Below are 22,215 nucleotides of genomic sequence, written 5' to 3' on the forward strand. Positions count from 1 at the left end.
TCCTCTACTGCCGCTATCTTATCCATCCCCTTAGGGAAAAAACAGGGGCCAGGTATTACCCGGCCCCCTTGGCTGGTTACGGATCAACCTTGAGGTTGCCTTGGTTCAACAGGTCCTGAATGATTTGCTGGTCAGTCCGTGTCGAATTGGCCGTCAGTTCCACATTATCAAAGAAGATGCTGTGAGTCGTGGTACCACTCCCCGAACCATCCAGATCGATCGTCAAGGTCGATTTATTCACTCCCGGACCTGATGCAAAGTTCAGATACTGATCCAAGGATGCTGCATTGGCATGCTCGCCATTGAGCAGTTCGCTCAGATCCAGTACATCCCCGTTGGCCCCCCTCGTGAAGTCCATGATGGTGTCGGTACCACCGGCATCTCCCGCCTGCCATTTGAAGGTATCCTTGCCAGAACTGCCTGTCAGGGTGTCATTGCCCGTGCCACCTATCAGCAGGTCGTCACCACCGCCTCCTATCAAGGTGTCATTGCCGGCCAAGCCGCTGAGGATATTGGCACTGCCATCACCTGTCAGAGTGTCACCAAACATCGAGCCGACCAAGTTCTCTATGTTGCTCAGGCTGTCGCTGCCAGCGCCAACGGTGGCTTGGTTGTTGCCATTGACCATCACAGTGACGCCGACGCCACCTGTGATGTCGATGTAACTGGCAGTGTCGTTGCCAGCACCACCGTTCAAGGTATCGTTGCCTGCGCCGCCGACGAGGATGTCGTTACCATCTCCACCGCTCAACCCATCGTTGCCGCCACCACCGAGCAGGATGTCATTGCCGGCATTGCCGTCGAGCGTCTCATCGCCAGATCCACCAATCAGGATCTCGTCGAGATAGCTCCCGGTGAGCGTCCCGCTCTGCACATACACAAACACCTTGGCAGTATCCGAGGTAGTGCTGTTGGTGTAGTTGAACGATCCCTGGTAAGTGCGGGGAGTGATATTGTCCAAGTTATCATCGAAGGTCACCGAACCCGCATTGTCGGTCACCGTGCCACTGACCGCGCCAGAGACCCCCGTGATCGTCTGGGTAGCCGCCAGCGGCCCCGTATCGTTGACCAGCAGCGCCCAATCCGGGATGATAGCGGGATTCTGATTGGTAATGATGAAGTCATCACGCACCACAGTAGGGCCGATCGCTGGATTGACGATGATGGACAAGGTGCTGGATGCTGTATCCCCATCGTTATCGATCACGCTGTAGCCAAAGCTCTGATTGATACCACCGACCGGTATGGATGATGGCGGAGTATAGGTATATACACCGTTGTCCATGTCCACCTTGAGGATGCCCCCGGCGATCGTAATGGACCATTCGTTGGTCGTCGTATTAAAGGTACCGGCTGCAGTGTTTGAGCTAGCTGAGTCTGTCTTCTGGTTGTAGGTGTAAGTAACACCTGCAACTGTGATGGCACTGATCCAGCCACCGTCAGCACCGGTACTCGCTGTTACCCCATCGATCAGTTGTCCGGACAGGGGAGGCGCCACAACAGTGCTGAGCAGCGTGGCGGCTAGCTGGCTGAAGTCTGTCACCACCACGGCTGTGGTGTTCGCTCCGCTGACCCCGTTGTAGGCGATCGGATCGAGCGTCGATTGAGTGGCGCCAGACCCCATCCCGAGCGCAAACGAGTTAATGTTGTTCGCCGTCAGGAAATCAGCCCAATCCTTCGCCTCTCCACTCAGCGTCACCCCGTCACCACTAATCCCATCTCCTCCCCCCAGAGAATTATCGCCGTCTGGAACCGATGCATCACTGCCGCTCAGCTCATTACGGTTTGGCAGGCCATCGGACATGAAATAAGAGATATTCTGCGCGCCAACGAGTCTGCCACTGTCACCAAAGGCCTTGATTGCCTCGTTTAGTGCGTCATCGTAGTTGGTTGCATTAGTCGGTGAGAGGCCAAGAATGATCGTCTTCGCCTCATCGGCAGTGACCCAGACACCTGTCACGTTGGCAGCAGAGGTGGCAAAGGTGATGATGTTGACCATCACGTTGCCATAGGCATCATACTTGTCGAGCAGTTCCAGTGCTGACTTCTGCATGACCTGCATTCTGGTCATGCCTTGATACCCCGATGGATCGCCCATACTGCCGGAGATATCGAGGATCAACATCAGGTTGGTATTTTGAACCTGAGTGGCCTGACCGGCATTAGTCACTGCATTCACCATCGGGGCATCATCGCTGATGACCACCTGGAGATTACCGGTGCCAACATCCCCCGTCGCATCCGTGGCAGACACCACGAACAGCGGGCCGTTAACCGTGTCATCATCACCCTGCACGCTGTGCGTGAGCGCATTGTCCTTGAGCGTGTAGGTGTAGTTCACCGTGTACAGACCCCCGCTCGGACCGGTCACCCCGGTCACGACCAGCGTACCCTGTGTATTGTCTACCAGCATCTGGCTGCCGCCGCTGGCCAGGTTGTAAATCCCGCCACCAATGGTCAGTGCAGTGAGGTTCTCACCTTGCGTGTTGACGGTGAAACTGCCGGTGAATATCTCGGTGTCACCTGCCGAACCCGAACCGGCCGGCTCGCCCCCACGGACCGGCAGACCCTCTTCATCCACCGTCGCATTGCCGATGGTCAGCACCGGTGTGCGAGTATCCTGGCCGATGTTGATGGTCAGGGTCGCCGGATCCGTGTCGTTGTCACCATCTTTGAGGGTGTAGGTGAACACGTCCGTTGCCCCAACCGGCACCGAGGCCGCGGTCAGCGTGTAGCTGTACTCGCCATCCAGACCCATGGTCAGGTTGCCATACTGCCCCCTCACCGTGAAGCCGCCCGATGGGTTATTGTCGGTGCTGCCATTGAAGCCGACGACCTGGCTGACTGCCGCATCGTCCGCCCCCTTGACATCAGCTCCCGCACCACTAGTTCCACCCGTGGTACCCAGCCCTGTAATCACATTGCCGGTGACGGCTGTGAATACGCCCTCCGTCGCACTATCGGCATCATCATTGGCACTCGGCGTATCATCCACGATGCGCACGACCAGCTGGTCGCTGGCACTGGTGCCACCCACCCCGTTCACGGTCACTCCCACCACGTCCGTCAGGGTGGTGTCATTCGCTGGTTGCGTGTGTGTCTGCGCCGCATTGAGTGTGTAGCTGTAGGTGATCGTCGCGCTCTTGTCCCCATCGGCGCTGCTGTAACCAATCACCTTGAGGGTGCCTTCCCCCGTGTTGATCCCTGCCGACGGCGCACCGACCGAGAAGGTCTTGAGCGTCGCCACCGAGAAGGTCACGCCACCAATCACCACCTCCTTGATCCCATCGCTGGCCGAGACCTGGAAGCTGTCGCTATCGGTTTCACTGTTGCCCGCAGCGGCCGAACCATCCGGGTTCAGACCCGCTTCATAAACCGTCGAATCCGCCCCCTCTGCCGCCACCGTCACCTTGGCCGTATCATTCGCACCCTGAATGGTGATCGTCAGCTTGGCCGGACTGGTGTCACCGTCCGCATCACGAATGAAGTAGGTCAGGTCGACACTCTTGAGGTCATTTGCACCCAGTGCTTGTACCGCAGCACTGGCGTTGTTCAGGGTAAAGCTGTACGCCCCGGTCACATCATCCAGCACCAGTGTGCCATATTGCGCCAACTCGGCCTTGGCCGCCGCGTTGGCGTCCCACACCACGTAGTCTGCTCCCTTGCCATCGGCACCAAACACATCGTCGCTACCATCGGTCAGCACATTGCCGCTAACCGCCAGCGTACCGTCTTCTGTCACCGCAACCGGGCCATCATTCACCGCCTTCGGCACATCGTCGATGATGGCGATCGTCAGGTTGCCGCTGTCTGTGCTGCCACCCACTCCGTTCACGGTCACTCCCACCACGTCCGTCAGGGTGGTGTCATTCGCTGGTTGCGTGTGTGTCTGCGCCGCATTGAGTGTGTAGCTGTAGGTGATCGTCGCGCTCTTGTCCCCGTCGGCGCTGCTGTAACCAATCACCTTGAGGGTGCCTTCCCCCGTGTTGATCCCTGCCGACGGCGCACCGACCGAGAAGGTCTTGAGCGTCGCCACCGAGAAGGTCACGCCACCAATCACCACCTCCTTGATCCCATCGCTGGCCGAGACCTGGAAGCTGTCGCTATCGGTTTCACTGTTGCCCGCAGCGGCCGAACCATCCGGGTTCAGACCCGCTTCATAAACCGTCGAATCCGCCCCCTCTGCCGCCACCGTCACCTTGGCCGTATCATTCGCCCCCTGAATGGTGATCGTCAGCTTGGCCGGACTGGTGTCACCGTCCGCATCACGAATGAAGTAGGTCAGGTCGACACTCTTGAGGTCATTTGCACCCAGTGCTTGTACCGCAGCACTGGCGTTGTTCAGGGTAAAGCTGTACGCCCCGGTCACATCATCCAGCACCAGTGTGCCATATTGCGCCAACTCGGCCTTGGCCGCCGCGTTGGCGTCCCACACCACGTAGTCTGCTCCCTTGCCATCGGCACCAAACACATCGTCGCTACCATCGGTCAGCACATTGCCGCTAACCGCCAGCGTACCGTCTTCTGTCACCGCAATCGGGCCATCATTCACCGCCTTCGGCACATCGTCGATGATGGCGATCGTCAGGTTGCCGCTGTCTGTGCTGCCACCCACCCCGTTCACGGTCACTCCCACCACGTCCGTCAGGGTGGTGTCATTCGCTGATTGCGTGTGTGTCTGCGCCGCATTGAGTGTGTAGCTGTAGGTGATCGTCGCGCTCTTGTCCCCGTCGGCGCTGCTGTAACCAATCACCTTGAGGGTGCCTTCCCCCGTGTTGATCCCTGCCGACGGCGCACCGACCGAGAAGGTCTTGAGCGTCGCCACCGAGAAGGTCACGCCACCAATCACCACCTCCTTGATCCCATCGCTGGCCGAGACCTGGAAGCTGTCGCTATCGGTTTCACTGTTGCCCGCAGCGGCCGAACCATCCGGGTTCAGACCCGCTTCATAAACCGTCGAATCCGCCCCCTCTGCCGCCACCGTCACCTTGGCCGTATCATTCGCCCCCTGAATGGTGATCGTCAGCTTGGCCGGACTGGTGTCACCGTCCGCATCACGAATGAAGTAGGTCAGGTCGACACTCTTGAGGTCATTTGCACCCAGTGCTTGTACCGCAGCACTGGCGTTGTTCAGGGTAAAGCTGTACGCCCCGGTCACATCATCCAGCACCAGTGTGCCATATTGCGCCAACTCGGCCTTGGCCGCCGCGTTGGCGTCCCACACCACGTAGTCTGCTCCCTTGCCATCGGCACCAAACACATCGTCGCTACCATCGGTCAGCACATTGCCGCTAACCGCCAGCGTACCGTCTTCTGTCACCGCAATCGGGCCATCATTCACCGCCTTCGGCACATCGTCGATGATGGCGATCGTCAGGTTGCCGCTGTCTGTGCTGCCACCCACCCCGTTCACGGTCACTCCCACCACGTCCGTCAGGGTGGTGTCATTCGCTGATTGCGTGTGTGTCTGCGCCGCATTGAGTGTGTAGCTGTAGGTGATCGTCGCGCTCTTGTCCCCGTCGGCGCTGCTGTAACCAATCACCTTGAGGGTGCCTTCCCCCGTGTTGATCCCTGCCGACGGCGCACCGACCGAGAAGGTCTTGAGCGTCGCCACCGAGAAGGTCACGCCACCAATCACCACCTCCTTGATCCCATCGCTGGCCGAGACCTGGAAGCTGTCGCTATCGGTTTCACTGTTGCCCGCAGCGGCCGAACCATCCGGGTTCAGACCCGCTTCATAAACCGTCGAATCCGCCCCCTCTGCCGCCACCGTCACCTTGGCCGTATCATTCGCCCCCTGAATGGTGATCGTCAGCTTGGCCGGACTGGTGTCACCGTCCGCATCACGAATGAAGTAGGTCAGGTCGACACTCTTGAGGTCATTTGCACCCAGTGCTTGTACCGCAGCACTGGCGTTGTTCAGGGTAAAGCTGTACGCCCCGGTCACATCATCCAGCACCAGTGTGCCATATTGCGCCAACTCGGCCTTGGCCGCCGCGTTGGCGTCCCACACCACGTAGTCTGCTCCCTTGCCATCGGCACCAAACACATCGTCGCTACCATCGGTCAGCACATTGCCGCTAACCGCCAGCGTACCGTCTTCTGTCACCGCAACCGGGCCATCATTCACCGCCTTCGGCACATCGTCGATGATGGCGATCGTCAGGTTGCCGCTGTCTGTGCTGCCACCCACCCCGTTCACGGTCACTCCCACCACGTCCATCAGGGTGGTGTCATTCGCTGATTGCGTGTGTGTCTGCGCCGCATTGAGTGTGTAGCTGTAGGTGATCGTCGCGCTCTTGTCCCCGTCGGCGCTGCTGTAACCAATCACCTTGAGGGTGCCTTCCCCCGTGTTGATCCCTGCCGACGGCGCACCGACCGAGAAGGTCTTGAGCGTCGCCACCGAGAAGGTCACGCCACCAATCACCACCTCCTTGATCCCATCGCTGGCCGAGACCTGGAAGCTGTCGCTATCGGTTTCACTGTTGCCCGCAGCGGCCGAACCATCCGGGTTCAGACCCGCTTCATAAACCGTCGAATCCGCCCCCTCTGCCGCCACCGTCACCTTGGCCGTATCATTCGCCCCCTGAATGGTGATCGTCAGCTTGGCCGGACTGGTGTCACCGTCCGCATCACGAATGAAGTAGGTCAGGTCGACACTCTTGAGGTCATTTGCACCCAGTGCTTGTACCGCAGCACTGGCGTTGTTCAGGGTAAAGCTGTACGCCCCGGTCACATCATCCAGCACCAGTGTGCCATATTGCGCCAACTCGGCCTTGGCCGCCGCGTTGGCGTCCCACACCACGTAGTCTGCTCCCTTGCCATCGGCACCAAACACATCGTCGCTACCATCGGTCAGCACATTGCCGCTAACCGCCAGCGTACCGTCTTCTGTCACCGCAACCGGGCCATCATTCACCGCCTTCGGCACATCGTCGATGATGGCGATCGTCAGGTTGCCGCTGTCTGTGCTGCCACCCACCCCGTTCACGGTCACTCCCACCACGTCCATCAGGGTGGTGTCATTCGCTGATTGCGTGTGTGTCTGCGCCGCATTGAGTGTGTAGCTGTAGGTGATCGTCGCGCTCTTGTCCCCGTCGGCGCTGCTGTAACCAATCACCTTGAGGGTGCCTTCCCCCGTGTTGATCCCTGCCGACGGCGCACCGACCGAGAAGGTCTTGAGCGTCGCCACCGAGAAGGTCACGCCACCAATCACCACCTCCTTGATCCCATCGCTGGCCGAGACCTGGAAGCTGTCGCTATCGGTTTCACTGTTGCCCGCAGCGGCCGAACCATCCGGGTTCAGACCCGCTTCATAAACCGTCGAATCCGCCCCCTCTGCCGCCACCGTCACCTTGGCCGTATCATTCGCCCCCTGAATGGTGATCGTCAGCTTGGCCGGACTGGTGTCACCGTCCGCATCACGAATGAAGTAGGTCAGGTCGACACTCTTGAGGTCATTTGCACCCAGTGCTTGTACCGCAGCACTGGCGTTGTTCAGGGTAAAGCTGTACGCCCCGGTCACATCATCCAGCACCAGTGTGCCATATTGCGCCAACTCGGCCTTGGCCGCCGCGTTGGCGTCCCACACCACGTAGTCTGCTCCCTTGCCATCGGCACCAAACACATCGTCGCTACCATCGGTCAGCACATTGCCGCTAACCGCCAGCGTACCGTCTTCTGTCACCGCAACCGGGCCATCATTCACCGCCTTCGGCACATCGTCGATGATGGCGATCGTCAGGTTGCCGCTGTCTGTGCTGCCACCCACTCCGTTCACGGTCACTCCCACCACGTCCGTCAGGGTGGTGTCATTCGCTGGTTGCGTGTGTGTCTGCGCCGCATTGAGTGTGTAGCTGTAGGTGATCGTCGCGCTCTTGTCCCCGTCGGCGCTGCTGTAACCAATCACCTTGAGGGTGCCTTCCCCCGTGTTGATCCCTGCCGACGGCGCACCGACCGAGAAGGTCTTGAGCGTCGCCACCGAGAAGGTCACGCCACCAATCACCACCTCCTTGATCCCATCGCTGGCCGAGACCTGGAAGCTGTCGCTATCGGTTTCACTGTTGCCCGCAGCGGCCGAACCATCCGGGTTCAGACCCGCTTCATAAACCGTCGAATCCGCCCCCTCTGCCGCCACCGTCACCTTGGCCGTATCATTCGCCCCCTGAATGGTGATCGTCAGCTTGGCCGGACTGGTGTCACCGTCCGCATCACGAATGAAGTAGGTCAGGTCGACACTCTTGAGGTCATTTGCACCCAGTGCTTGTACCGCAGCACTGGCGTTGTTCAGGGTAAAGCTGTACGCCCCGGTCACATCATCCAGCACCAGTGTGCCATATTGCGCCAACTCGGCCTTGGCCGCCGCGTTGGCGTCCCACACCACGTAGTCTGCTCCCTTGCCATCGGCACCAAACACATCGTCGCTACCATCGGTCAGCACATTGCCGCTAACCGCCAGCGTACCGTCTTCTGTCACCGCAACCGGGCCATCATTCACCGCCTTCGGCACATCGTCGATGATGGCGATCGTCAGGTTGCCGCTGTCTGTGCTGCCACCCACCCCGTTCACGGTCACTCCCACCACGTCCGTCAGGGTGGTGTCATTCGCTGGTTGCGTGTGTGTCTGCGCCGCATTGAGTGTGTAGCTGTAGGTGATCGTCGCGCTCTTGTCCCCGTCGGCGCTGCTGTAACCAATCACCTTGAGGGTGCCTTCCCCCGTGTTGATCCCTGCCGACGGCGCACCGACCGAGAAGGTCTTGAGCGTCGCCACCGAGAAGGTCACGCCACCAATCACCACCTCCTTGATCCCATCGCTGGCCGAGACCTGGAAGCTGTCGCTATCGGTTTCACTGTTGCCCGCAGCGGCCGAACCATCCGGGTTCAGACCCGCTTCATAAACCGTCGAATCCGCCCCCTCTGCCGCCACCGTCACCTTGGCCGTATCATTCGCACCCTGAATGGTGATCGTCAGCTTGGCCGGACTGGTGTCACCGTCCGCATCACGAATGAAGTAGGTCAGGTCGACACTCTTGAGGTCATTTGCACCCAGTGCTTGTACCGCAGCACTGGCGTTGTTCAGGGTAAAGCTGTACGCCCCGGTCACATCATCCAGCACCAGTGTGCCATATTGCGCCAACTCGGCCTTGGCCGCCGCGTTGGCGTCCCACACCACGTAGTCTGCTCCCTTGCCATCGGCACCAAACACATCGTCGCTACCATCGGTCAGCACATTGCCGCTGACCGCCAGCGTACCGTCTTCTGTCACCGCAATCGGGCCATCATTCACCGCCTTCGGCACATCGTCGATGATGGCGATCGTCAGGTTGCCGCTGTCTGTGCTGCCACCCACCCCGTTCACGGTCACTCCCACCACGTCCGTCAGGGTGGTGTCATTCGCTGGTTGCGTGTGTGTCTGCGCCGCATTGAGTGTGTAGCTGTAGGTGATCGTCGCGCTCTTGTCCCCGTCGGCGCTGCTGTAACCAATCACCTTGAGGGTGCCTTCCCCCGTGTTGATCCCTGCCGACGGCGCACCGACCGAGAAGGTCTTGAGCGTCGCCACCGAGAAGGTCACGCCACCAATCACCACCTCCTTGATCCCATCGCTGGCCGAGACCTGGAAGCTGTCGCTATCGGTTTCACTGTTGCCCGCAGCGGCCGAACCATCCGGGTTCAGACCCGCTTCATAAACCGTCGAATCCGCCCCCTCTGCCGCCACCGTCACCTTGGCCGTATCATTCGCCCCCTGAATGGTGATCGTCAGCTTGGCCGGACTGGTGTCACCGTCCGCATCACGAATGAAGTAGGTCAGGTCGACACTCTTGAGGTCATTTGCACCCAGTGCTTGTACCGCAGCACTGGCGTTGTTCAGGGTAAAGCTGTACGCCCCGGTCACATCATCCAGCACCAGTGTGCCATATTGCGCCAACTCGGCCTTGGCCGCCGCGTTGGCGTCCCACACCACGTAGTCTGCTCCCTTGCCATCGGCACCAAACACATCGTCGCTACCATCGGTCAGCACATTGCCGCTGACCGCCAGCGTACCGTCTTCTGTCACCGCAATCGGGCCATCATTCACCGCCTTCGGCACATCGTCGATGATGGCGATCGTCAGGTTGCCGCTGTCTGTGCTGCCACCCACCCCGTTCACGGTCACTCCCACCACGTCCGTCAGGGTGGTGTCATTCGCTGGTTGCGTGTGTGTCTGCGCCGCATTGAGTGTGTAGCTGTAGGTGATCGTCGCGCTCTTGTCCCCGTCGGCGCTGCTGTAACCAATCACCTTGAGGGTGCCTTCCCCCGTGTTGATCCCTGCCGACGGCGCACCGACCGAGAAGGTCTTGAGCGTCGCCACCGAGAAGGTCACGCCACCAATCACCACCTCCTTGATCCCATCGCTGGCCGAGACCTGGAAGCTGTCGCTATCGGTTTCACTGTTGCCCGCAGCGGCCGAACCATCCGGGTTCAGACCCGCTTCATAAACCGTCGAATCCGCCCCCTCTGCCGCCACCGTCACCTTGGCCGTATCATTCGCCCCCTGAATGGTGATCGTCAGCTTGGCGATGCTCTCATCACCATCCGCATCCTTCATGGTGTACCAAACGTCGTAGCTCTGGTTGAACGAGGACGTCAATGCCTGGGTCGCCGCACGGCTGTTGTCCAGCGTATAACTCCAGGCGCCAGTGGTCGGGTTTTGAGTAAAGACACCGTAGGTGGCCAACGCACTGACCGCAGCACTGTTGTCATGCCCGGTAGCACTCCAGCCAACAAACGCCGCCAGCATATCGGCACCAGATGTATCATTGCCCAGCACATTGCCACTCAGGCTACCCGCCGCATCTTCGGTGACAGAACCACCCTCGTCGTTGGTGGCGGTCGGCACATCATCTTCCACATTGATGGCAAAACTCCCTGCAGGGAAGCCACCTGTCAGTGGGTCTCCGTCACCATCGGTGGCGGCCAGTACGCCAGAGAAGTCGATGCCCACGCCTGCCAGTTGTTCACCGTCATCACCATCCGCTGTCGGATGGTCCAACTGACCACTCAAGGTAAAGCTGTAGCTGCCGCCAGCTCCTACAGTCAGGGTAAAGATCGGCACACCACCCGCACTGGCTGTCAGCACATTGCCCGCCACGCTGTAGCTCAGCGCCACACCGCCACTGGTCAGCCCCTGTCCCACCAGACTACTGACATCACTGCCCAGACCAAAGCTGCCTGCCCCATCGGCACCAAAGTTGACCAGCGCATTAAGGGTGCCAGCCAGCCCTGTTGCGCTCACACTCTGGTCAGCCCCTTCGCTGTTGCCGCCGGGCAGCGCATCTTCGTGCACCAAACCGCGCACGAATTGTTCCTCCCCACCAGCCAGAGTGGGGGTGTCATCCAAAATGGTAACGTCAAGGGTATCGCTGACCGTGTCCCCATCGCTATCGATCAGTACAACGCTGAAACTTTCGCTTAGGGAGGTGTCATTGACGGGTCTTGTATGATTTTCATTATCGCCAAGGGTATAGCTGTAACTAACTTGTCCTGCACCGGTCACAGGGTTGTAGGTCACCGCGGTGATGGTCAGTGCATTTCCTAATGGGCTGATAATGGACTGTGGAAATGATGCGCCTAACTGGCCATTGGTGATTAATGTAACGCCAGCCAAAGTCAAACTCTGGACACCGTCAGGCGCATTGAAGGTAAATCCCCCACTTTGAGTCAGAGCTGCTGCGTTGGGATCCGAACCATCCGCTAAATTGGTATCGCTGACTTGTACCTCACCCCCTTCCCGAGCCAGCCCTGCAAGACCTACTTCTTCATCTACCGGGGTAATGGAGACAACAAGTGTCGATGTCACTGTGTCCTGGCCATCAGTCACCTGATAATTCACCGGGGGAACGGCGCCATCATAGTTAGGGGCCGGAGCAAAGGTATAGCTTCCATCCGGATTGATGATCAGCGTGCCCACACCGGTAATGGTGGCAGCAACACCGGCAGGCACTCCGATATTAATCCCCCAGTCATAGGAAACAATGCTGGCATCTACCGGGCCATCCGGGTTGGAGCTGTTAACCAAAAGATCACCACTAACAGGGTTATCCTCAGCTATAGAAACGACTTCGCTCTCATCCAACAAGATATTAGTGACGGGATCAGGTTCCAACAGTGGTTCCGCCACTTGCTCAGTGTTGATAAAGGGTTCAGCCTGATAGGTGGTGTCAAAACCGGCCTCGGCAATGGTCGCATCACCAGTTCGATCAATTGTGACGAAACCACCATTACCACTGGTCCCTGCAACCCCACCAATACCGCCACCACCACCGGCCGCTGGTGCCCCACCAGCAGCAGAAGCCTCAAAGTTTTGAGTCGGGTCAACACCCTGCAGAATCGATTCTTGCAATGCGGCAATATCTGAAGGAGCGCCTTCCTGGCTGGCAGCCACTTGCGGTTGAGCAGGTTCAGCGGACTCGGAACCTGCCGGTACATCCGATGCAGGAGTATCGTCATAAGGGGAAAGAGCCAGCTTGGCGTCATCAGCTATGGCCAATTTTGCTCCGGGTTGGAGAATTTCCCCTTTTTGCAGAGGACGGCTGCTTCCATCAGCCAGCACAATCTCCACATTGCCTTCTATAGCTGAGACAACCACGGACTTGTCGATGATTTGGGTACGCATATCCATTGCTCCAAGGTGACAGATCTTGATGTCTACACCGTAGAAGGAGATAGCGCGCTGTTCCGTTGCAAAAAAGCGTACGTTCGAGAGGAATTCAACAAATGGACGGAAAAAAATCGAAGAGTTGGAATTTCTTAATACAAATCAGAACCCTAGACACAGCCCCATTCAAGGCTGACCTTGAGTTGGTTATAGAAAAATGGCGAAAAGTGAAGTGACCGGTATAAAAAAGGCCCCTATCGGGGCCATTTCCAGCATTTAATTCAAGACAATGGGAAGGCGGGATGAACAAATCCCTGATAACCATCGATATGCAACTTGGAAAGCAGTTCCACTTGATGTTGATCTTCGACTCGGGTTGCAATGGTCGTCACATCGGCATTGTGCGCAGCGCGACATACTGCAGCCAGGAATGAGGTGTCTGCCCCCGGCTCCATGACCTGACTGGTATAACCGTGATCGACCTTGACATAAGCTGGCGACAACTCCTCCAGATAGCCCAGAGACTGGAAGTGACGACCATAGTGGTCAACCCCCCACTGGAAACCATGAGCTTGCAAGGTGCTAACCAACGCAGCCACGTTGTCTTTATGTTTCATGATGGCAGCTTCAGGTATTTCAAATAACAACCGCTCTTTGAGCTCTGCATGCTCGGTCAGATAGCGCGTCAGCCAGGTTAAAAATTCATCCGAGCAGAGCGAGCCAGCAGTGATGTTGATCGCCAGTACCAGATCAGACTGTTTTTGCAGTAATGGAACGCAAGCATCAAGCACCGCTTGGTCAAACTCGCCACCCAATTTGAACTGTTCAATTGCGGGCAAGAACTGACCGGCAAAATAATCTGTGCCATCCCGAGAGATAGAAGCAAACAGCTCGGCATGCAATCTTGCTCCATTATCAAACCGGCAAGCTGGTTGAGCTTTGAAGCGCCAAAGTTGTCGTGAAATTGCATCTTGTACCAGATCTCGCCAGGCCAAACGCCCCATCAAAGCTTGCTCGGTACCCCCTTCCATCACCACAGCACCACGGCGTTCATTGCGCGCCTTGCCAAGCGCATTATCGGCTTTGGTCAACAAGGCAGAGAGATCATCATTGCCATCACGACCGGCAATACCAATGACGGAGAGCGCATCCCCTTCGCCCATTGGATTCACCACCAGATCTGCAATGCGGCTATTAATCACTTCAGCCAGCTCTTTTAGCTGAGTCAGATCGTCAGTTGGACAGAGCAGCGCATATTCCGTCGCGGAGATCCGTGCCAAGGCTGCGCCATCCCACCCTTTTAATTGCTCTTTCAAAGCCTGAGCTATCGATTTGACCATGTTGTCACGGGCAGCAAAGCCTTCATCGCGATAGATATCATCCAGCATGTCGACCGCAACCAGCATAACGCCACCTTGTCCAGCCTCCGCGATCCATGCGTTTACCTGACCCACAAAATAGGCTCGGTTGCCAAGCCCCGATACGGCATCGACATAAACCCGCTCGCGCAATTTCTCGGCCTCATCGGCTTGCTCTTTGAACTGCAACGCCAACTTGCTTGAGAGGGTGTTGATCGCCTGAACGACCTGCTTCAATTCATGGGTTTTAGGCTCCGGGATCGTATGACCGAAATGGTGCAGCTCGATCTCGACGGCTTGATCACAGATCTGTTTGAGTGGCTTGAGCAAGTAGTTGAGTGCTCTCATCAACAAAATGGTGGTGATCAAAAAGCCGACCAGAAACCAGCTCGCCAGCTCGCTCATCCCCCGCCACAACTCGTAATAAGCCTGACCGGGGTGACCCACTACTTTTAATTTTCCAAGCTGCAACCAGCCAGACGTCAGAATGGACTCGTTGGACACCTCAGGAAACAGTCCCAAATTTACAAACCACCGCGGTACCCCCTGAATATTGTTGGTATTTTCCTGCTCGATGACATCCTTTGATGCCAGTAAATCCAAGCGAACCAATCGATAATAGCCACCATCAAAAATGGCCTGGATCACCGACTCGGCACCGACCTTGTCACCGTTTTCCAGATAGGGGGTGAGCGCAAGCCCCAGCGAGGTTGCCGTATTGATGACCGTTGTTTCCTGTTGCTGCGCAAGATAAGTGCGGGTTGAATTGAATTGCACCCAGTATGTGGCCGCAAATAACAATCCAAACAGCAGCAGCATGGTGGCTAATAACTGTCGATAGAGCGTCATAGGTTAATCATCCAAATTCACCACTGGCCGAGCCAATCGCCCCGAGGTCATGCGATTGCGTAAATCATTCCATAATCCCAAGCGGGATGATTGACCAGCCAGTTCCCCTTGGCCTCGTGCCTTCATCAACCACAAGTGACTACCATTAAAACTGTAAATAGGCACCAGATCACGCCGCTGTGTGGCAGGGCGAATCGAGCCTATCAAATTATCCAAAATAACCGGAACGGAAGAGGGTGTCTCATAATATGCCACCACCATGTGAAACTGGTTGTAATCAAGAGCCTTTACGTACACCATCCGCATTTTATCATCCGGGATCCCAAGTTCGAGCAGCGTAGAGTATTTGGCGATACTGAAATCCTCACAATCTCCCCCAGCGGCTCCCAAAAATTCTAGCGGGGTTGCCCAATAATCCTTTTTGCGCCACAACTTGATATCGTCAATAAAACGCATCCGATTGAAAAAATTATTTACCCGCTCAAGCTTTTTTTCTTCGCTAAGGGCCCTGCCCTTCGTCTCCATGACCAGCATACGCCAACTGGTTACACGCTTGCCGGCTCTGGCGCCATAGGTCTGCTCCGCCCGTTTGATCAAGTTGAGATCTTCCTGTGGCAGAGGCTGACTGGCACAGAGCAGAAGTGAGAAGGGTAACAGCAGGATCCATAAGGAGTGGCGCAAAGCGCGTAGCGATCGGTATCTCCATTCATTGAGAAGATAACACCATCTGCTACTGCTACCGGTACCACGCTGGAGTGTCACGTCATATTCCTGCTGCATTATTACTGCTGCACTCCTCAAAGCTCGTACAACAACCTGCGTTAGCCAAACATGGTGACTGCCAGCAGCAGTCACCATGTTGGCGTTCATGATCCCTACGGGATCATGAACAAACGGTTATTGCCTGGCCTGCCATTCAGCGGGTTGTTTGACGCTAAATGCATTGAGCAGACTGCCTGTCGCGTTGAGAATGCGATAGTCCGCCAGCAGTGCATCATACTCGGCAGTGATATAGCTGCGACGTGCCTCGAACAGTTCGTTCTCGGTGTTCAATACGTCCAGCAATGTCCGTTGACCCAACCCAAACTGCTTCTTGTACGCCTGTACGGTGTCATAGCTGGCGTCAACATGCTCTTTCAGGAAGGTCTTTTGCTTGGCCAGCGACTCTTTCGCGTTCCAGGCCAGACGAGTGCCTTCCTCTACTTGGCGGAACGCATTCAAATGAATGTCTTTCGCCTGAGAGTAGAGCGCCGATGTTGCATTGCTCTCTGCAACATCAGAACCGCCACGGAACAGGTTGTAACGCATCCGCACCATTGCGGTCAGATCATCGTTGCGCCCTTTGACCGCATCGATATCCTCATTCCAGTTCTGATCGACCTCGAATGTCACATTGGGGTAGAAACCGGATTTGGCACCTTCATGTTGATACTTGGCCGCTTCAATATCCTGCAGTGAAGAGAGCAGGGTCGGGTGGACTTCGGTCGCCGTTTTCAGCGCACTATCGAGGCTAGCCGGGATAAGCTCGGTATTGGGAACCGGCTGTACCAGATCTTTTGGTACCTCGTTCACGACACGAATAAATTCACTCTCTGCGTCGCGATAGTTGTTTTCAGCAGCGGCCTGATTTGAATAGGCCCGGGCAACACGACCTTCAATCTGGGTCTGATCCGCAGTAGAGCCAAGCCCTGAATCAGTCCGCTTGCTGATGTCGCTGCGGATCTGTTCGTGGGTTTCCAGGTTCTGTTTGGAGAGTTCCAGGATCTCCTGCTGGCGCAGCATATTGAGGTAGACCTCAGCCACCCGCAGCGCGGTGTTTTCTGCTTCGGAGATCATCGCCAGACGCTGGGCATTGGCTTCAGCTTCGGTTCTGGAGACGTTGTTGCTGACATCAAAGCCATCAAACAACATTTGTCGCAGACTGAGTCCAGCCTCTTTGCGAGTCATGGAATCATCAATATTGCTGTTGGCGCTGGCAGCGCGGGTAGAAGGGCTGTCAGTTTTTTCATAGCCTACGCCGCCACGCAGATCGATCGTAGGATAATAGCCACCCTTGGCTCCATCATGCTGATAGAGTCGTGCCTGATACAGATCAAACGCTTCCTTTATCTTGGGATGCGTAGCAAGTGTCTGTGCCACCGACTCTTCCAGAGTCTGGGCCTGACCCAAACTCGGGATCAGGATGCAGCCACTGACCAGCATGGCAACAATCGTTTTTTTCATGTTATCTCCAGTCATGTTTTGTTTTTAGATTGTTGGCTTATCGTTCTCTCAGTGCCGACTGCTTTGCCCGTAAAATCGGCTTAAGCAAATAGTCTAGGACACTTTTTTTACCAGTAATGATATCAGCACTGGCTAACATACCGGGGATGATGGGAAGTGCGTTAAGCTCATCGCCCAAGTAACTCTTCTCTGTTCGAACCCGAACCAGATAAAAGGAGTTCCCCTCCTCATCCTGGATCGAATCCGCACTTATCTGTTCAACCTTGCCATGCAATCCTCCATAGATTGTAAAGTCGTAGGCAGTAATTTTGACGATGGCATCCAGCCCCGGTCGCAGGAAGGCGATATCTTTCGGTGACACCTTGGCTTCTACCAGCAAGGTATCCTCAAGCGGCACAATCTCCATCAAATCCATGCCGGGCTGAACCACGCCGCCCAGGGTGTTGATCTTGAGTTTCTTGATGGTGCCCTTGAGCGGAGCAATCACGCTGGTCCGGTCGACCCTGTCTCGCAAGCCAACCTGCCCTTCTGACAACTGGCCAAGCCGCCCCTGTTTCTCATTCAGTTCAGTCTGGGAGTCAGCTCTGAACTTCAGCGCAATATCATTACGCTTGGAGATGGTCTCACGCAGTACCGAATTGAGTTTTGGGATCAGCAGACGGTTGCTCTCCAGCTCCCCCTGCATCTCGTTGACCTGCCGCTCCAGCTTAATTAGCTCCACTTGAGGCACTATACCTTCTTTCGCCAACGGACGGCTAATATTCAGTTCCTGTCTGGCCAAATCAACACTGCGATTCACGGTGCGGATCTTGGCATTTAGTTCAATCAGCTCCTGCTCTTTCTGTTCGATTTGCTGACCAAGAATATAGAGCTGGTTTTTCAGGTTATTGAGGCGATCCCGCTGTACAGACCGCTCACGGTGTGCGTATTCGGCAAAGACGGTTTCATAACCATCGGGAAACTGGATTGGCGCTTCGCCTACCACGACCTGCTCACGCCACCCCAGTGCCGGGTCGTTTTTCACCTCGACGCTGGCCATCTCGGCGCGCAGACGGGCCACATCCCCCTTGAGGGTGACGACCTCTTGCTCCCGTTCTCTAAAGTCGGAGCGGAAACGGGTGTCATCAATACGCAGCAGCGGCTGCCCCTTTTCGACGATGTCCCCCTCTTTGACGAAGATCTCTTTGACGATCCCCCCTTCCAGGTTCTGGATCACCTGCAGCTGACGGGACGGAATAACTTTGCCCTGACCCACGGTGACTTCATCCAGTTCGGCCCAGGCCGCCCAGACGATGGCACTCATGAAAAAGAGGAAACAGCACCACAACAGGATGCGAGCTCCGGTCGGCGTGGTCAGCAGTACAGCTGCCGCGCCGTCATCGACAAACTCCAAATGCTCGGGTGCTGGCAATACCTCGCCGGAAGGCGTCTTTTTGCTGCGCTTGAACCAGTCCATGAGCCCCTTAACCATGGGACACCTCCTGCACGCGCACCTTGCCTTCCTTCAACTGCTGTAACACCACCTCTTTGGGGCCATCAGCAACGATCTGCCCCTGCTCGATGACGATCACTCGCGATGCCACATCCAGCATCGAGGTTTTGTGAGTGATGAGGATCAATGTGGTTTCCGGGCCCAGTCTGGCGAGCTCTTGCTTAACCTGCATCTCGGACTGGTTGTCCATGTTGGAGGTCGGCTCATCCATCACCAGAATGGGGGGATCATTGAGCAGGGCGCGTGCCAGCAGGATCGACTGACGCTGGCCACCGGATAGCTGACGGCCACCCTCGCCTATCTGCCGATCTAGCCCGTTAGGATCCCGGTTGGTAAAGTTGGTGACACCCGCCCGCTTGGCTGCACGCAAGACTCTCACATCATCCACCAGCGGATTACCCAGCATGATGTTGTCCCGCACCGATCCAAAAAAGAGAATGACATCTTGCGGAACACAACCGATATTGCGACGGATCACCGCAGGCGGCAGTTGATCAAGTTCAAAACCGTCGATACGTACCGAACCATCGGTCGGTCGATACAGTCCCATCAACAGCTTCTCGAGGGTCGTTTTACCCGCCCCAATCCGGCCGATAATCGCCACCTTTTCGCCCGGCTGAATGCGCAAATTGATATTGTGCAGGGTGCTGGTTTCCATTCCCGGATATTTGAAGGAGACATTCTCGAATTCAATTCGACCGGCAATCACCGGATGATGGATATATTGCTTGCCCTCCTCCTGCTCACCCGGGGTTTGCATGATTTTTTCCAGAATATCCAGAGCTGACTTGGCCTGGTTATAACGGGTCGACAATACGGAGAGCTGCACCATGGGCGCAATGGCGCGGCTGGAGAGCATCACGGCGGCAATCATGCCCCCCATGGTGACCAAACCTTCGGAGATCTGGTAAACACCGACGATCACCAGACCGACCGTCACCACCTGCTGGATATAGCTGGCCAGCGAGGACATGGAGTTGGTAATGCGGCGGGTCTGTACGCCCCAGGTGGAAATATGGGAGACGGCCTGCTCCCAGCGATGCTGGAACATGCTCTCGGCGCCGAAAATCTTGACGGTTTCCAGCCCGGAAATACTTTCAATCAGGTTGGCGTTCTTCTGGGACGCAAGGCGTGAACCCTCTTCGATGGACTGCTTGAGGGGCTCTTGAATATATAAGCTGTAGGCGATGAGGATCAGCATGGCGACGATGGGAACCACCACCATTACGCCTGCAAACATCCAGATAATAAAAAGGAAGAAGACGGCAAAAGGGAGATCGATAAGAGTAGAAACCGTTGCGGAGGTGAAAAACTCCCGCACCGATTCAAATTCCTGCAGATGTTTGGCGAACGCGCCAGTGGAAGCGGGACGAGACTCCATCCTCATGCCCATCACCTTGGCGAAAATTTTGGCGGACAGTAACACATCAGACTTTTTGCCAGCGATATCAATAAAGTAACTGCGCAACTGCCGCATCACAAAATCGAAGGTAAAGACCACCATGGCCCCGACCGCCAGCACCCAGAGCGAATCAAACGCCAGATTGGGCACAATCTTGTCATAGACGTTCATGGTGAAAAGAGGGCTGGCGATGGCAAACAGGTTGATCAGAATGGAGGCGATCAGCACATCGCGATAGATGCCGCGGGATTCGAACAAGGTGCTCCAGAACCAGTGGCCATCACGGGTTTCCAGCACCTTGGGCGAGCGTTCGTCAAACTTGAACTGCTTCTTCACGTAGAAGAGGCGTCCCAGATACTCATCACCCAACTGGGCTGCGGTCAGCCATTGCGCGGCATCACCGGCCTGCGGGAAAATCACTTTCCCCTGGCTGCGATCTTCGTTCCACTCCAGCAAAATGCAGGCGCCACCACTGCGCATCTGCAATACACAAGGCAGCAGCAAGGGAGAGATATCAGCCAGTGGCTGGATCACTTCACGGGCGGATAACCCGCCACGCTCGGCAGCACGGCAAAAGAGTGCGGTAGTCAGGCGTCCGGAGACCAGTGGCAACCCGGTCGTCAGGGCATCCTGACTGTTGGGCACACCATAAAAACGGGTCAAGAAGACCAGACACTCCAATAACTCATCAATACGACTTGTTTCTGCTTGCATAGCATCCTGTCACTGCATAAATGAGGTAGATAAGAGCGTTCATCGCTCATATTTCCCTGCTGTAGCCACGCTAAAACCGAGTGGCCTTCCCGCTGATGAGACTGATCAGGGGATAAACCTGTCCAGATAGATCGCGACACTCATCGCCAATTTCCCGGCACAGCAGCAATGGCGGCATGATTCGTTATTGGTAAAAATAATCGGCTCATCAACACCATGCTAACACTGCAATCAGGGTGAATGTCGGAGTTAATTGATAATGACATTTATTATGGCGCACCACTATATCAACCGGCACGTACCAAAACTATAGTTTAGGGTATGAAGTTTTTTATATAACCCTATGTTTTACGTGAAAATAATAATCTGGCGCTCAATTATAGGTCAGGAAGTATGAAGGGTCTGCCCAACGCGTGACCTTGCGGGCCATTCAATGAGAGTGCTTTGGCAATGTCCGCCATGGCCGTCCAGCGATTTTCACACCAGGCTGGCGCCAACAGGGTTGGACGGCGCGCGGAGGCCGAAATCCGGTGATACACCACCTCGGGCGGCGTGTGCTGGATCATGGCAACGGCCGCTTCCACATACTGCTCCAGCGTCAATACCTCAAGCCGACCCGCCTGCCACGCTTTGCCCAGAGTACTACCCTCAACAACATGAAGCGGATGCAACTTGATCCCCTCAACACCGGTCTCAACGATGCGATGCAGGGTATCGAGGCTGTCCATCGGCACTTCGCCTGGCAGGCCGACGATCAGATGAGCACATACCTTGATGCCGCGCTGATGGGCACGTCTTACTGCATCTTCATAGGCGGCATAACCATGGCCGCGGTTGATCCGTTGCAGGGTCTTGTCATTGGCACTTTGCAGCCCGAGCTCCAGCCACACCTCGTAACCCCGGGCCTGATAGCCCGCCAACAGATCCAGCACCGCATCCGGCACGCAATCGGGACGAGTGCCCACACAGAGCCCCACCATATCGCTCACTGACAGCGCCTCTTCATACATCCGCTGCAGATATTCGACTTCGGCATAGGTACTGGTATAGGCCTGAAAGTAGGCAAGATAGCGCTTGGCACGGGTGACTTCGTCCCGGCGAGCCAGCAGTTGTTGCATCACGGAGAGTTGCTGAGCCGACTCGTCAGCAAAAGAGGATACGTTGCAGAAGGTGCAGCCACCACGGCCCAGGGTGCCGTCACGGTTCGGGCAGGTGAAGGCCCCGTGGATGGAGAGTTTGTGGATCTTCTGACCATGACGCTGCTTGAGATCCTGACCGAATGTATTGACGAGTTCGTGTAACTGCATGACACCTCCGCTAAAGGAGCGCCATTGTACGAGCTTGCGCAAAACAGGGGCTGAGCTGGATCAAGCTAGCGGAGAGGGTAAAACATATAAATACCCGACCAATTTTGAATAAATATAGAGAAAAAGCGCAAAAAAAGGATTTTTACAGTTCTTTGACGATTCAAACAGTAAACATCCATATGAAAATGAGACCTGATAACCCACTGTTGAACAATGAAAAATCCAAAGAGACCCGA

At 56.2% G+C, this 22,215-nt stretch carries 7 protein-coding genes; all 7 read right to left on the reverse strand.

The features are described from left to right. Nucleotides 1–76: 76 nt before the first annotated feature. A complete protein-coding gene (locus I6L47_RS05140) occupies nt 77–12,652 on the reverse strand; it encodes a retention module-containing protein (RefSeq protein ID WP_254204820.1) in 12,576 nt (4,191 codons plus the stop codon). Between the two features lie 263 nt (nt 12,653–12,915). Beyond that, nucleotides 12,916–14,841, reverse strand: a complete 1,926-nt coding sequence (locus tag I6L47_RS05145; protein WP_216948818.1) for an EAL domain-containing protein — start codon at nt 14,839–14,841, stop codon at nt 12,916–12,918. Between the two features lie 3 nt (nt 14,842–14,844). Then, nucleotides 14,845–15,603: a transglutaminase-like cysteine peptidase gene (locus I6L47_RS05150; RefSeq protein WP_254204855.1), complete on the reverse strand. Its 759-nt coding sequence runs from the start codon at nt 15,601–15,603 to the stop codon at nt 14,845–14,847. 135 nt (nt 15,604–15,738) lie between these two features. Continuing rightward, entirely contained in the window at nt 15,739–17,064 is a 1,326-nt protein-coding gene (locus I6L47_RS05155; protein WP_043819337.1) for a TolC family outer membrane protein, read from the reverse strand. Between the two features lie 37 nt (nt 17,065–17,101). Then, nucleotides 17,102–18,535, reverse strand: a complete 1,434-nt coding sequence (locus tag I6L47_RS05160; protein ID WP_005350982.1) for an HlyD family type I secretion periplasmic adaptor subunit — start codon at nt 18,533–18,535, stop codon at nt 17,102–17,104. Then, nucleotides 18,528–20,672 carry a type I secretion system permease/ATPase gene (locus I6L47_RS05165; protein WP_216948819.1) on the reverse strand — a complete coding sequence of 715 codons (2,145 nt, stop codon included), beginning with the start codon at nt 20,670–20,672 and terminating at the stop codon, nt 18,528–18,530. Before I6L47_RS05165 ends, I6L47_RS05160 begins: the two co-directional genes overlap by 8 nt. A 377-nt stretch (nt 20,673–21,049) precedes the next feature. Then, nucleotides 21,050–21,979, reverse strand: a complete 930-nt coding sequence (locus I6L47_RS05170; RefSeq protein ID WP_216948820.1) for a TIGR01212 family radical SAM protein — start codon at nt 21,977–21,979, stop codon at nt 21,050–21,052. Nucleotides 21,980–22,215 lie beyond the last annotated feature (236 nt).

This window comes from Aeromonas sp. FDAARGOS 1417, from assembly GCF_019046985.1.
GTDB classification, from domain to species: domain Bacteria; phylum Pseudomonadota; class Gammaproteobacteria; order Enterobacterales; family Aeromonadaceae; genus Aeromonas; species Aeromonas veronii.